The organism is Blautia sp. AF19-13LB (assembly GCF_003479105.1).
GTDB classification, from domain to species: domain Bacteria; phylum Bacillota; class Clostridia; order Lachnospirales; family Lachnospiraceae; genus Fusicatenibacter; species Fusicatenibacter saccharivorans.
Genome location: NZ_QUGO01000006.1, coordinates 174,219 through 187,673 on the forward strand (window position 1 = coordinate 174,219; position 13,455 = coordinate 187,673).

10 protein-coding genes are annotated in these 13,455 nt (G+C 51.0%); all 10 read right to left on the reverse strand.

Annotated elements, in window-relative coordinates; translation table 11 throughout:
* The 10 genes from DWX32_RS08150 to secD all read right to left on the reverse strand — a co-directional run bounded on the left by DWX32_RS08150 (window position 1) and on the right by secD (window position 13,449).
* Window positions 1-264 (reverse strand): hypothetical protein, encoded by a 264-nt coding sequence (locus tag DWX32_RS08150; protein WP_022461142.1) that lies wholly within the window; start codon window positions 262-264, stop codon window positions 1-3.
* Window positions 265-487: 223 nt separating this feature from the next.
* Complete coding sequence (aspS, locus tag DWX32_RS08155; protein ID WP_118640221.1) at window positions 488-2,296, reverse strand: aspartate--tRNA ligase; 1,809 nt, start codon at window positions 2,294-2,296, stop codon at window positions 488-490.
* 92 nt (window positions 2,297-2,388) lie between these two features.
* The gene (gene hisS / locus DWX32_RS08160) at window positions 2,389-3,645 is read right to left on the reverse strand and encodes a histidine--tRNA ligase (RefSeq protein ID WP_118659608.1); all 1,257 of its coding nucleotides are present in this window, start codon (window positions 3,643-3,645) and stop codon (window positions 2,389-2,391) included.
* Window positions 3,578-4,258: an HD-GYP domain-containing protein gene (locus DWX32_RS08165; RefSeq protein WP_070103204.1), complete on the reverse strand. Its 681-nt coding sequence runs from the start codon at window positions 4,256-4,258 to the stop codon at window positions 3,578-3,580. The genes hisS and DWX32_RS08165 overlap by 68 nt, the downstream gene beginning before the upstream one ends.
* Entirely contained in the window at window positions 4,255-5,754 is a 1,500-nt protein-coding gene (gene hemZ, locus DWX32_RS08170; protein ID WP_055227610.1) for a coproporphyrinogen dehydrogenase HemZ, read from the reverse strand. The genes DWX32_RS08165 and hemZ overlap by 4 nt, the downstream gene beginning before the upstream one ends.
* Entirely contained in the window at window positions 5,726-6,349 is a 624-nt protein-coding gene (locus DWX32_RS08175) for an MBL fold metallo-hydrolase (RefSeq protein ID WP_055227612.1), read from the reverse strand. The genes hemZ and DWX32_RS08175 overlap by 29 nt, the downstream gene beginning before the upstream one ends.
* Before the next feature lie 15 nt (window positions 6,350-6,364).
* Window positions 6,365-8,662: a RelA/SpoT family protein gene (locus DWX32_RS08180; RefSeq protein WP_118640220.1), complete on the reverse strand. Its 2,298-nt coding sequence runs from the start codon at window positions 8,660-8,662 to the stop codon at window positions 6,365-6,367.
* 47 nt (window positions 8,663-8,709) lie between these two features.
* Complete coding sequence (locus DWX32_RS08185) at window positions 8,710-9,234, reverse strand: adenine phosphoribosyltransferase (protein ID WP_117509253.1); 525 nt, start codon at window positions 9,232-9,234, stop codon at window positions 8,710-8,712.
* A gap of 131 nt (window positions 9,235-9,365) precedes the next feature.
* Window positions 9,366-11,090, reverse strand: a complete 1,725-nt coding sequence (gene recJ, locus DWX32_RS08190; RefSeq protein ID WP_117509254.1) for a single-stranded-DNA-specific exonuclease RecJ — start codon at window positions 11,088-11,090, stop codon at window positions 9,366-9,368.
* A gap of 79 nt (window positions 11,091-11,169) precedes the next feature.
* Complete coding sequence (gene secD, locus DWX32_RS08195; RefSeq protein WP_117509424.1) at window positions 11,170-13,449, reverse strand: protein translocase subunit SecD; 2,280 nt, start codon at window positions 13,447-13,449, stop codon at window positions 11,170-11,172.
* Window positions 13,450-13,455: the final 6 nt, after the last annotated feature.

Below are 13,455 nucleotides of genomic sequence, written 5' to 3' on the forward strand. Positions count from 1 at the left end.
TTATGCTACAAGTTTCATCTCCCGCAGAATGCGGTATACGAGATAACAGATCAGCGCTGCACAGACCAGTTTGAACAGAAGCGGAACGACGGCGAACACGATTTTAAATCCAAGCCAGATCACGCCGATCGGGAGAAGAATAGTGGCGCATGCGCCGAGGACTTTTCCTCCAAATTTCAGCAGCAGTCCGACGATCCCAAATAAAATTCCAATTCCGCAGAGCAGACCAAAACAGGTTGCCAGCATGACTAATGTAACTAACATCGTGATCCCTCCTTGTCTTTTTCTCTATGTGTTCCACTTGCTGTGGATGTTTCCGTATCTTTCTTACAAACCATATTGTAGCACTTTTTTCCAGCAAAACAACGGGGAAGACGTGGAAGAATTTCTTAAGTTTTTCTTTACACCGATCGAGTGAAACCTAAAAAAGGACAGACAACGCTGCACTTCTGCAAAATTGTCTGTCCTGTAAATTACAAAATTTTCTTTACTCTTCTGTTGTCTCTTCCTCAGCCTGCGGCTCAACCTCAAGACCAAGCTCTTCCAGCTGTGCTGCGTCAACCGGTGACGGAGCCTCGGTCATCAGACAGGAAGCATCTTTTACCTTCGGGAATGCGATGACGTCGCGGATGCTGTCCTCTTTTGCCATCAGCATAACGAGACGGTCCAGTCCGTAAGCCAGTCCGGCGTGAGGCGGAACTCCGTATTTGAAAGCATCCAGAAGGAAACCAAATCGCTCATGTGCCTGTTCCTTTGTGAAACCAAGCATCTCAAACATCTTCTCCTGCACATCGTTCTGGTGAATACGAACGCTTCCTCCTCCGATCTCAGTGCCGTTCAGGACGATATCGTAAGCTTTTGCACGAACTGCGCCCGGATCGGTATCCAGAAGCGGCAGATCCTCGTCCATCGGCATGGTGAACGGGTGATGCATTGCGGTGAAACGGTTCTCCTCATCGGACCACTCCAGAAGCGGGAACTCGGTAATCCATACGAAACGGTATTCGTTCTTGTCGAGAAGTCCCATCTGCTCTGCCAGTTCCAGACGAAGTGCGCCAAGAACGTTCCAAACAATCTTGTTGCGGTCTGCTGCGAAGAGAAGAAGGTCTCCAGCCTGTCCGTCCATGGCTTTGATGAGGGCTTCCATCTGCTCCTCTGTCATAAATTTGGAGAAGGAAGATTTCCAGCTTCCATCCTCATGGATTGCAATGTATGCAAGACCTTTTGCACCGTAACCTTTCGCAAACTCAACGAGCTTGTCGATTTTCTTTCTCGGCATTGCGCCCTGTCCCTTTGCGTTAATACCGCGGACAGAACCGCCGTTTTCAAGTGCGCCCTTAAATACAACGAACTCGGTATCTTTTACGGTCTCGGAAACATCAACCAGCTCCATACCGAAACGCAGGTCCGGTTTGTCGGAACCGAAACGGTTCATAGCCTCTTTCCAGGTCATTCTCTGGATCGGGAGCTGTACCTCAACGCCGAGCACCTCTTTGAACAGGTGTGCCAGCAGTCTCTCATTGACATCGATAACATCATCTACATCAACGAAAGCAAGCTCCATATCGATCTGGGTGAACTCCGGCTGACGGTCAGCACGCAGGTCCTCGTCACGGAAACATTTTACAATCTGGATATAGCGGTCATAGCCGGAGCACATCAGAAGCTGTTTGAACAGCTGCGGAGACTGCGGCAGTGCATAGAAGCTGCCCGGATGAACACGGCTCGGTACCAGATAGTCTCTGGCGCCTTCCGGTGTGGATTTGGTCAGCATCGGGGTTTCGATCTCAAGAAAACCTTCTTTTGACATGAACTCACGGGTGAGCATTGCCACCTTGCTTCTCATAATCAGGTTTCTCTGGATATCCGGTCGGCGCAGATCCAGGTAACGGTATTTCAGACGGAGCTCTTCTCTCGTCTTGGAATCCTCCTCGATCGGGAACGGCGGGGTTTCTGCCTCGGAAAGAATGCGTAAGGACTCAGCCTTTACTTCGAGCTCTCCTGTTGCCAGATTTTCATTGATAGCACCGGAGCGGGCCATAACTTCACCTTCTACGGCAATGACGAACTCGCTGCGCAGTTTTGCTGCTTTCTCAAAACCTTCCTCACTGATCGGGCCGTTCTCAAAGATAATCTGCATAATACCGCTTCTGTCACGCAGATCGACGAAAATAATTCCGCCTTTATTACGGCTCTTCTGTACCCAGCCCATCAGGGTTACTTTTTTTCCGATATCTGCTTTTGTGACTTCCGCACAGCGGCAGGTTCTCTTCAGGCCTTTCATGGATTCAGCCATTTTCTTGTTCCTCCTATTTGGAACTGCGGACACAAAGAATCTGCATCCGCAGCACATCGTTTTTTCATGCGATTACTATTATTGGATATTCCTTACATTTTGTCAACAAAAAATTCTTCGATCTCAGTGTAGCCCTCGCTGGCAAGCTGCTCTTTCTGGAATTTCTTGTTCTTTTTCATCACGGCGATGTTGATGGCCGTGCCTTCACTTCTCTCTTTTGTCGCCTGCTGAATGATCTTCTGCATTCCCTCTGCCGGCATGTTTTTCTCGATCAGGTACGCTTTTTTCTTCTGCGCGCCCGGGATCTGGTAATCTCTCTCAAGCAGAAGCATAGCGATACGCTCAAATCCGATGGAGAATCCGCATGCGCAGGTCTGGTTTCCGGTGAATTTTCCGATCATTTCATCGTAGCGTCCGCCGCCTCCGACAGATCCGCCGTACTCATCCATAGCGATCTCGAAGATCGGTCCGGTATAGTAGGACATTCCGCGCACCAGAGTCGGATCGAAAGCGATCTTGAATTCTGCGGTCTTCACGGCATTAACACTGTCGATGATGGTCTTCAGGCCGTCTGCGTACTCTTTGTCAAGGAATCCCTCGAGTTTCTCACGGCAGTACTCTACGCCTGCGGTATCCGGGGTGATCTCCTCGAACATTTTCAGGTATTTCTCTACGGACTCTTTTGCAAAGCCGGCTTCCTCGAGCTCTTTGGCAACGCCCTCAAAACCGATTTTATCCATCTTATCGAGGATAATAAATACGGTGTCATAGGACTCCTCCGGGAATCCGCTGTAGGCTGCCATTGCTTTTAAGATGCGGCGGTCATTGATACGGATCGTAAAGTTCTTGAAGTCCAGTTTTCCAAGCAGTGTGGTGGTAGCAAGGATCAGCTCAATCTCTGCGAGGTTGGTCGGCTCGCCGAGGATATCGATATCGCACTGCATGAACTGGCGGTATCTTCCTCTCTGCGGACGGTCTGCACGCCATACATTTCCCATCTGAAGTGCTTTGAACGGGGACGGAAGCTCGTTTGCGTTGTTGGAATAGTAACGGCAGAGCGGAACGGTCAGGTCATAACGCAGGCCGCTGTCTACGAGATCGTTTTCTTTCTCAGCGGTCTCGAGTTTCAGCTTCTCTCCTCTTTTTAAGATCTTGAAAATCAGTTTCTCATTCTCGCCGCCCTGTTTGCTGTTCAGGTTTTCGATGTGCTCCACGCATGGGGTCTCCATGGAGGTAAAGCCGAAGGTTCCGTAAGTTTCCTTGATCAGACGGATCACATAGTCACGGATTGCCATTTCTTTCGGTAAAATATCTTTCATTCCGGTAACCGGTTTCTTTTTTAATGCCATTTTCTGTTTTCTCCTTTATGATTTCCCGGATCAATTCATCGACATCAGAAAGCTCGATCGCTTTCCGGCTGCCGCTGTGGATCACTCTCTGAAATGCCAGGAACATTTTCAGATCGAAATTTTTGACTTCTTCTGTCATAAGCTCCATCGCCTGTTTCCGCGTAAACGCACTCCGGTACGGGCGGTCGGAGGTCAGCGCGCAGTACACATCACAGATGCGTAAGATACGCGCCCCAAACGGAATCTTTTCTCCCGCCAGATTGGCCGGATACCCGGTTCCGTCATAATTTTCATGGTGATACAGAATACTCTCCAGCACAAAATCGGAGTAGCCGCGTCCCTGCAGGAGTTCATAGCCCAGTGTGGAATGGGTCCGCACAAAGCGCATCTCCTCGACGACGAGTGTATCCTGTTCTTCTACGTAATTCTCCAGTACAATCTTTCCGATATCGTGGAGAACGCCCGCTTTTGCAAGCTCATAGCAGATTTCTTTCTCATACCCAAGTTCCCGCGCAAGATCGTAAGCTAAATTGCTCACTTCCATGCCATGGATGAGCTGCTCGGTCAGGGTATAGCGCAGCATGTGAAGCTGCTGACTGGAATTTTCTTTCATTTTGGCAGATACTTCTCCATTCCGATACGTTTTCTCTCGATCATTTCATCGATACGCTCCACGTAGTTTTTCAGATCCTTCACGTTCTCCACCCGCTCAATGCGCTCTCCGTGTTCAAACACGAATTTCGTGGACGCTCCGGCTCCCGCGGCCAGAATGGACTGTTTTTCCTCCATAATGAGGATGTTGTAGATACCTGCTTTTCCTTCGCGGGAGTAGCCGACATTCTCAAAGTTACCCGCCATATTTTTCTGGCGGTACATGTAATACGGTCCCATCTCCATGCGGTGTGCGCTGTCCATCGTCATTTTCATGATCTCGGCAGAGTTTTCAAACGAGATTTCCTGATATTTGTCTTTGAACAGGTTGAGTCTCGTTGCACGCTTTAACGCAAGGGAATGGACGGTCAGGGAATCCGGATTCAGCGCTTCCACTTTTTCCAACGTATGCGCCACTTTTTCCTTGTCCTCGCCCGGCAGACCGACGATCAGATCCATGTTGATGTTGTCAAATCCAAGGGAACGCGCCATACGGAACTTCTCCTCGATCTCCTCCACGGTATGGTGGCGTCCGATCAGATCCAGCGTTTCCTGGTTCATGGTCTGTGGATTGATCGAAATACGGGTGACCGGGAATTTGCGGATGGCTTTTAAGACCTCCTCATTGATCGTATCCGGCCGTCCTGCCTCCACGGTGAACTCCTGCACCTGCTCCATCGGGAAGAGCTCTGTCACTTTCGTGAGCAGGCGCTCCATCTGTGCCGCATTCAGCGTGGTCGGCGTACCGCCTCCGATGTAGATCGTATCAAGGGTGTAATCCTTCATGTTCTCACTGATAAAGATCAGTTCTTTGATCAGTGCATCGAGATACGGATCTACCATATGCTCCCAGCGGCTTAACACATGGGAGCCGAAGGAACAGTACAGGCAGATGCTCGGACAGAACGGGATGCCGATGTACAGGCTGTAACCGTGTTCGTAGTCGATCGTCTTTAAAATGTCCTTTTCCCGGTTGGCAATCGTGATTGCAAGTGCCGTCTTTTCCGGGCTGGTGTAGTAGGTCTCGCGCATGTATTTCGCAATCTCTACATTTGTTTTGCCCTCTTCCAGCATCTTCATCGGAATTTTCGTCGGACGGATGCCGGTAAGGTCGCCCCACGGAAGTTCTTTTCCGCTCACTTTCGAGAGCGTGCGATAGACCATCCGTTTCAGGACATTTTTCGTTTCGTGGCGGTCTTTTTCATATTCCACCGCCTCACACGCGGCAGAAAGCTCTTCGTGCTTCTCATTTTCTATGGAAAAGCAGATCTGGTCTGCCGCGTACAGGATCTTATCATAATATGCAAATTCCCCGTCCGGCGCCCCATCCTCTTCGTACCATGAGGTAATCTCACAGCCCGGATAGAATGCCTTGATCAGGGAATACACATCGTATTCAAAATCTTTTCTGTTAAAACAAAGGCTGATATTAAGCAAGGGGATTGTACCTCTTTTCATGTTCAATCGTAGTTTCATCGTTGTGGCCCGGATACACGGTCACATCCCCGGGAAGCTCTTTTAACAGGCGCTTGGCCGACGCGATCAGCTCTCTGCCGGAGGATGTCGGGAAGTCGTATCTTCCGTAGGACTCGCAGAACAGCGTATCACCGGAAAAAAGTGCTTTCTCTGCCGGAATATAGTAGCAGACACCGCCTGCCGTGTGCCCCGGTGTCGCAAGAACGTGGATTTCAAAGTCTGCGAGATGCAGCACATCGCCCTCTTTTACGGTTTTGTCCGCCTGCATCGTGTACGGTTTGCTCCAGAGCCCGGAAAGATTTTTCTTTGGATCCCCCAGCAGGTGCTGCTCTTTTTCATGGACATAGACCGGGATATGGTACTTTTTCCGCAGTGCATCCGCTGCCAGCATATGGTCGAAATGGCCATGGGTCAGCAGAATGGCCTCCGGGTCGCCGTCGATCTCGTCGATCTGGCGTTCAATCTCCAGCGGCGAATCGCCCGGGTCCACGATCAGCACCTTCTGGCTGTCCGGATTTTCCACAACGTAGCAGTTTGTCGAGAGCATTCCAAGTGCCCGGTAATTTACCTTTATCATACGCTTTTCTCCTTTTTATCCTCTCGATCTCTGAATATTGATCACGCTCTCCACCTGGCGTACCTTCTCGATGATGCTGTTCAGCTCTTCGTTGTTGTGCACGTCGAACGTCACATCGATGGAAGCCGTTCCCTGCTTGCTCGTTCTCACGTTCATCGCCGCAAGGTCGATCTTCCGCTCGGTAAAGATCTTGGAGATATCCACCAGAAGACCGGTACGGTTGTTTGCGTAAACGCTGATCTCCACGGTATAGAGAGAGCCGCCGTTGTCCTCTGCCTGCCATTCAGCATCAATGAGGCGCGCCCGCTCAGATTCCGGCAGATTCAGGACATTGACACAGTCGGTGCGGTGAATGGTCACGCCGCGTCCTCTTGTGACAAAGCCCACGATCTCATCGCCCGGGATCGGATTGCAGCATTTTGAGAAGCGAACTGCCACATCGTGGATACCGCGCACGACGATGCCGCCCTTGCTCTTTCCAACCGGCAGAACTTTCTCTCCAGATGCCGCCTCGAGCACCTGCTCGTCGGTGATCTCTTTTTTATGTTGCTTTTCGTACGTCTCAATCAGCTTGTTGAGGACCTGGCCCTCTTTTAAGCCGCCGTGGCCGATGGCCGCAAGAACGGAATCCCAGTCGCGGAAGCCGTACTTTCTCATGACAGCCTCTTCGTACATCGGTTTCGTATAGATTCCAAGGTTTTTGCCCTTCAGCTTTGCATAGCTGGTGAGCATTTCCTTGCCTTTGACGATGTTGTCCGTCTTGTTCTGCTGGCGGAACCACTGGTTGATGCGGCTCTTTGCCTGGGAACTCTTCGCAATTTTCAGCCAGTCGCGGCTCGGTCCCTTGGAGTTCTGCGAGGTGATGATCTCGACGCGGTCTCCGTTGTGAAGTTCCGTCTCGATCGGCACGAGTTTTCCGTTGACCCTCGCTCCGACCATCTTGTTGCCGACCGCACTGTGGACGGAATAAGCAAAGTCGATGGCACAGGAGCCGACCGGAAGCGTTTTGACATCGCCCGCCGGGCTGAAACAGTAAACATTGTCGGCAAACAGGTCGAGATCGCTCTTTAAGAGGTTCATGAACTCATGGTTGTCCGCCATGTCCTGCTGCCACTCCAGAATCTGGCGCAGCCAGGTCAGTTTTTCCTCTTCCTGCTCCGGTCCCGGTTTCTTGCCGTCGGAGGCCTCTTTGTATTTCCAGTGTGCAGCGATACCGTATTCTGCAATCCGGTGCATCTCATAAGTACGGATCTGAATCTCAAACGGCTGTCCGTTCGGTCCGATCAGGGTTGTATGCAGGGACTGGTAACGGTTTGGCTTCGGCATCGCAATGTAATCTTTGAAACGGCCCGGGATCGGCGTGTACATTTCATGGATGACACCGAGCGCTGCATAGCAGTCTTTGACGGATTCCACGATGATGCGGACCGCAAAGAGGTCATAGATCTGATCCAGCGTCTTATGCTGGTTGACCATCTTTTTGTAGATGCTGAAAAAGTGCTTGATTCGTCCGTTGACATCTGCCTCAATGCCGGCCTGGTGGATATGACGGGTCACCTCTTTTACGATCGCATCGACAAACTCCTGCCGCTGCTCCCGCTTCATGCTGACCTTCTGCACCAGTTCATAGTACGCATCCGGCTCCAGATATTTCAGAGAAAGGTCATCGAGTTCGACCTTGATCTTGGAAATACCGAGGCGCTGTGCGATCGGGGCATAAATATCCATCGTCTCACGCGCTTTTTTCTTCTGCGTCTCCGGCGACCAGTACTGTGCGGTCCGCATGTTGTGCAGACGGTCCGCCAGTTTTACCAGAATAACACGGATATCCTTTGCCATCGCAAGGAACATCTTTCTCAGGTTTTCTGCCTGCTCCTCGACCTTATCCGCAGAATATTTCAGCTGTGCCAGCTTCGTGACACCGCTTACAATCAGGGACACCTCCGGGCCGAACTCCTCGGTCAGCTCTTCTTCGGTCATGACGGTATCTTCGACAACGTCGTGCAGAAGGCCTGCCGCGATCGACTCCTTGTCGAGCTCCAGATCTGCCAGGATAATTGCCACACAGAGCGGATGGATGATGTACGGTTCCCCGCTCTTTCTTTTCTGGTCCTTATGTGCATCCGCTGCCACGCGGTATGCTTTTTCGATCAGGGAAATATCGTCCGATGGATGATATTTTTTCACAGAAGCGATCAATTCCCCGTATAATTCCTCCGGACTTGTAAAATCGTCCGTCTTGCGGATTCTGGCTTCTGCCGCCGCCACATCCTTCTTTAATTCTTCTTCACTGATTCTTTTCTCTTCTTCCATATGTATCCTCCGCTCTCATGATTAACCCCTGCGTTTCGTTGGATACGTTATTTGCCATCGTAACGGATGACAGATTTTACATCATATTTTGCCAGTTTTTCGCGTCCTTTTAAGCCGGCAAGCTCCATCAGGAACACGATTCTGGTTACTTCGCCGCCGAGGCGCTCGATCATTTTTGCACAAGCCTCCACGGTACCGCCGGTTGCAATCAGGTCGTCGATGATGACTACCTTCTGGCCCGGTTTGATGGAGTCTTTGTGCATCTCGATCGTTGCGCTGCCGTACTCCAGGTCATAGCTCTCCTCGATGGTCTCCAGAGGAAGTTTTCCTTTTTTACGGATCGGCACGAACGGTTTGTGCAGATTGTAAGCAATCGGCATACCGAAAATGAAGCCGCGGGACTCGGTTCCGCAGATTACGTCACAGTCTACTTCTTCTACAAAATGCTGCATCTCATCTATGGCAAGCTGCAGTCCGTCTGCGTCCTGCAGGATACTCGTTACATCTCTGAAAATAATACCCGGTTCCGGGAAATCCGGAATACTTCTTACGTAATCCTCTACTTTTTTCATAAAATATTCCTCCGTTTCGTCAAGGTTTGACAATTCACCTTACAGTATAGCATCAATATTCTTCTGCGTCAATTTTGTTTCCGATAGAAAACAGGGCAGAAAAATCAGGTATTTGCGGCTTTTCTGCATCTTTAAAAATAACTCTGGATATTGATCTGTAATTTGTCGCGTCCGTTCCACGTATCGATCGACGGATAGTACGCTACCGAGAGGGTCGGATGTGCATCCACGTATGCGGCGAACGCTTCTCCCTCGCCGAAATAGACACCATCCATCTGGTATCCGCCCGCATCGGCAAGCTGTACTTTCACCACGTTTCTATTCTTTCCAAAAATGCGGTAATTTAATACAGTCAGTCCTTTCTGTGCGAACAGCGGTTTCGTGTTGCCTTTTCCGAACGGCTCCAAGAGACTTAACTGGCGGATCAGATTTTTGGTGATGTAGGTGATCGGCATCGGCACATCGATCACAACTTTTTCGACGAAATCCTCTTCCGTCAGCGTGGAATTATCGTTCAGTGCCCGGCGGAACGGTTCGATCATCTCCTCTCCTGCGAGGGAAAGGCCCGCAGCCATCGGGTGGCCGCCGAATTTCGTCATCAGTTCTTTGCATTTGCAGAGCTCCTCATACATCGAATACGCTTCGATCGAGCGGCCGGAGCCCTTGACGCCCTCCTCACTTCTGGTGAGTACGAAGGATGGTTTGTGGAAGTGCTCCCGCAGGCGACCTGCGATGATTCCGGCAAGGCTCTCGTGGCAGTCCGGCAGATAGACGACGAGGACTTTGTCGTTCTGCAGCGGGGAGGTTTCCACGAGCTCGATTGCTTTCGCCTCACCCTGGCGCGTCAGCTCTTTGCGGCTTTCATTCAGGTCTTTCAAGTCCCCGGCAAGCTTTGCGGCCTCCTCACGTGTCTTTGCGCAGAGCAGTTTTAACGAATGCTCCGCCGTGTCAAGCCGTCCCGATGCGTTGATGCACGGGCCGAGAACGAAGCCGATGTGATACGGTGTCACGTTTTCCGCCTCGATGCCCTGCACACGGATCAGCTCCTGCAGGCCGAGGTTCTGCGTTTTATGGAGCGCCCGAAGGCCGGCTTTTACAAAAATCCGGTTTTCTCCCTGCAGATCCATCACATCACCGATCGTCGCAATGGCGACAAATTCCAGAAAGCGGAAGCTGTGCTCCTTTGGAATACCTGCTTTTGCCTCCATCGTCTGGATCAGTTTCCATGCGACGGCCGCACCGCAGAGGCCCGGAAACGGATAGGAACAGTCTTTCTGTTTCGGATTGACAACCGCGTCCGCCGGCGGCAGGATGTAGCGGCGTTCTCCGTTTTCATCCTCCTCAAACGGAACCTCGTGGTGGTCCGTCACAACAACCGTCATGCCAAGCTCTTTTGCCAGACGGATCTGACTGCCCGCCGCGATGCCGTTGTCACAGGTGACGATCGTGTCCCGCCCCTCATCCGCGGCAAACTGCACAAGATGCTCATTTAAGCCGTATCCGTCTGCAATCCGGTCCGGGATACGCACATCCGCATCGGCACCGAGATCTTTTAATCCGGTCAGCAGAATATACGTTGCCGTAACACCGTCGATGTCGTAGTCCCCGATGATGCGGATCGGCTTTTTCTCCCGGATTTTTTCTGCGATCAGATCTGCCGCGCGCTCCATATCCTTCATCAGCAGCGGATCGTGGAGCTGCTCCAGATCACCGAAGAGATACTCTTCGATCTCTTTCTCCCCGGTCACATCCCGGTTCCGGATCAGGCGGGCGATGACGGGATCGATGCCGAACCGATCCGCAATTGCCTGGAAATCGGCGCGTTTTGCCGAAACTACCCAGCGTTCTTTCTTCATATGTTCTCCTCTTTCCTGTTAGCAGGAAACGCCGGACTTTTCCGGTCCGGCGTTTCTCTTTTTATGGTTTTTGCTGCTTTTATTTATTTTTTGTCTTATTCTGTACTGCTTTGGACGGCACATATTTGTTTTTTCCAACGTGCTTCATCACATACCACAGGGCACCTGTGATGCAGACAGAAGTGTAAGCTCCGCATACGATACCAACCATCAGAGGTGCTGCAAAGTCGCGGATGGAAGAAACTCCCATCACGAACAGAACAAAGATGGTGATAAAGGTGGTGAGGGAACTGTAAATGCTTCGGGTCAGGGTGTCCGTGATGCAGCGGTCAACCAGGGACTCGATCGGCTCTCTCTTTAACTCCGGCAGATTCTCACGGATACGGTCGAAGATGACGATCGTACTGTTGATGGAATAGCCGAGGATCGTCAGCATACACGCGATAAAGGTGCTGCCGACCGAAATACGGGATACCACATAGAATCCGAATACAATGGCGATATCGTGCATCAGTGCAAGGATGGCACTCGATGCGAAACGGATGTCGCGGAAACGGATCCAGATGTACAGCAGCATGCAGACTACAGCGATGATAACTGCTTTCATCGCATTCTGGCTCATTTCTTTACTTACAGTAGAAGAAATGTTGTCGAAAGTGATTTCAGAAGTATCGACACCGAAATTGTCTGCCATTGCCTGGTAAACCTGCTCACGCTCTTCCAGAGTCAGAGAACGTGTTTTGATGATGACATTGTTGCCTCCGACAACCTTTGTCATCTGAATATTGGAATCTTTTGTCACGCCTTCCACAACCGGCTCTACCTCTTTGTCCAGCTCTTCGATGGAGTAATCCTCGTTGAACGGAACGTTGATGGAAGTACCGCCCTTGAAGTCAAGGCCGAAGTTCAGTGCGCTTCCCTTTGTCTGATGCATGAAAATCATGCTGGCCGGAACGGCAAGCAGCAGAATGCAGGAGATCGTGAAGAAGATCTTTCTCTTTTCCACAAATGGAAATCCCTTGCGCTCTTTCTTGGTTCCGTAGTATTTCGCATCCTTCAGTCCCATACCGTACAGGCTGTTGACCAGCAGTCTGGAAACAACCATGGCGCTGAACATGGAAAGAACAATACCAAGAGCAAGTGTCATGGCGAATCCGCGGACACTTCCGCTCGCAAGCGCATACAGAACAGCTGCTGCAATCAGGGTCGTCACGTTTCCGTCCAGGATGGCAGAAGCTGCCTTCTTGAATCCGTCGCGGATTGCCGCATGAACCGTCTTTCCGGCACCGATCTCCTCCTCGATACGGGCATAAATGATAACGTTCGCATCGACCGCCATACCGATCGACAGGATAACACCTGCGATACCAGGCAGGGTCAATGTCAGGTCAAATGCATTTAAAGCAATCAGATTCAGCTCAACATAGATGAGCAGTGCCCATCCGGCAGCAATACCAGGCAGGCGATATACGATTGCAAGGAAAAGGATAATCAGTACAATGCCGATCGCTCCCGCTTTTACGCTGGTGGAAACAGCTGCAGATCCAAGCTGTGCTCCAACGACGCTGGAGTTGATCTCCTCAAGTTTCAGGGAAAGGGAACCGATACGGAGGGTGGATGCCAGGCTGGTTGCTTCATCCCAGTCCATGTTTCCGCCGGAGATGACTGCAGTACCATCGGAAATCACAGCGTTTACACTCGGTACACTGACGAATTTTTCATCATAGTAGATACCGATGCTCTTTCCTGCGCTGTAGGCTTCCTGGGTTGCGTCTGCAAATTTCTGTTTTCCTTCGTCGGTCATTTTCAGCTGAACGACGCTCTCGGTTGCTTTTGTGGTGGAGTTCTGCTGATGCATGGCTTCTGCGCTCTCCACATCTTTACCGGTCAGAACGACGGAGCCGTCCTCCTCGAGCTCTTCGATAGTTTTTCCGTTCAGAACGTACTCGCCGGTCGAGCTGTCGTAGGTGTAGTTTTCTGTTCCGTCATCGTTGGTCTGTTTGATGAAATACAGGCTTCCCGGTTTACCCATCTCTTCCAGAATGGTGGTTGCATCGGTTGCACCCGGGATTTCAATGGTGATACGGTTGTCGCCCTGCAGATATACCTGTGCCTCTTCGCTGTACTGCTGCGCACGCTGTTCCAGCTTGTAGCGGGTATCTGACATTTCTTCGTCTGTCGGGTTGTCCTTTACGGCCTGATAGGTAATGCTGACACCGCCGGACAGATCCAGACCCAGGTTGATGTTCTTCATCGAACCGGTTCCGGTAGGACCCCATCCTTTGATCATCGTCCATCCAAGAAGCACTGTTACAATGGCTGCCAGGACGAGTGCGATGATACTCTGTTTCTTCTTCATCATGTC

Excerpts from the sequence above, each read along its gene's own strand:
- DWX32_RS08150 (WP_022461142.1), bottom strand. The coding sequence starts at position 264 with ATGTTAGTTACATTAGTCATGCTGGCAACCTGTTTTGGTCTGCTCTGC.
- aspS (WP_118640221.1), bottom strand. The coding sequence starts at position 2,296 with ATGGCTGAATCCATGAAAGGCCTGAAGAGAACCTGCCGCTGTGCGGAA.
- hisS (WP_118659608.1), bottom strand. The coding sequence starts at position 3,645 with ATGGCATTAAAAAAGAAACCGGTTACCGGAATGAAAGATATTTTACCG.
- DWX32_RS08165 (WP_070103204.1), bottom strand. The coding sequence starts at position 4,258 with ATGAAAGAAAATTCCAGTCAGCAGCTTCACATGCTGCGCTATACCCTG.
- hemZ (WP_055227610.1), bottom strand. The coding sequence starts at position 5,754 with ATGAAAAGAGGTACAATCCCCTTGCTTAATATCAGCCTTTGTTTTAAC.
- DWX32_RS08175 (WP_055227612.1), bottom strand. The coding sequence starts at position 6,349 with ATGATAAAGGTAAATTACCGGGCACTTGGAATGCTCTCGACAAACTGC.
- DWX32_RS08180 (WP_118640220.1), bottom strand. The coding sequence starts at position 8,662 with ATGGAAGAAGAGAAAAGAATCAGTGAAGAAGAATTAAAGAAGGATGTG.
- DWX32_RS08185 (WP_117509253.1), bottom strand. The coding sequence starts at position 9,234 with ATGAAAAAAGTAGAGGATTACGTAAGAAGTATTCCGGATTTCCCGGAA.
- recJ (WP_117509254.1), bottom strand. The coding sequence starts at position 11,090 with ATGAAGAAAGAACGCTGGGTAGTTTCGGCAAAACGCGCCGATTTCCAG.
- secD (WP_117509424.1), bottom strand. The coding sequence starts at position 13,449 with ATGAAGAAGAAACAGAGTATCATCGCACTCGTCCTGGCAGCCATTGTA.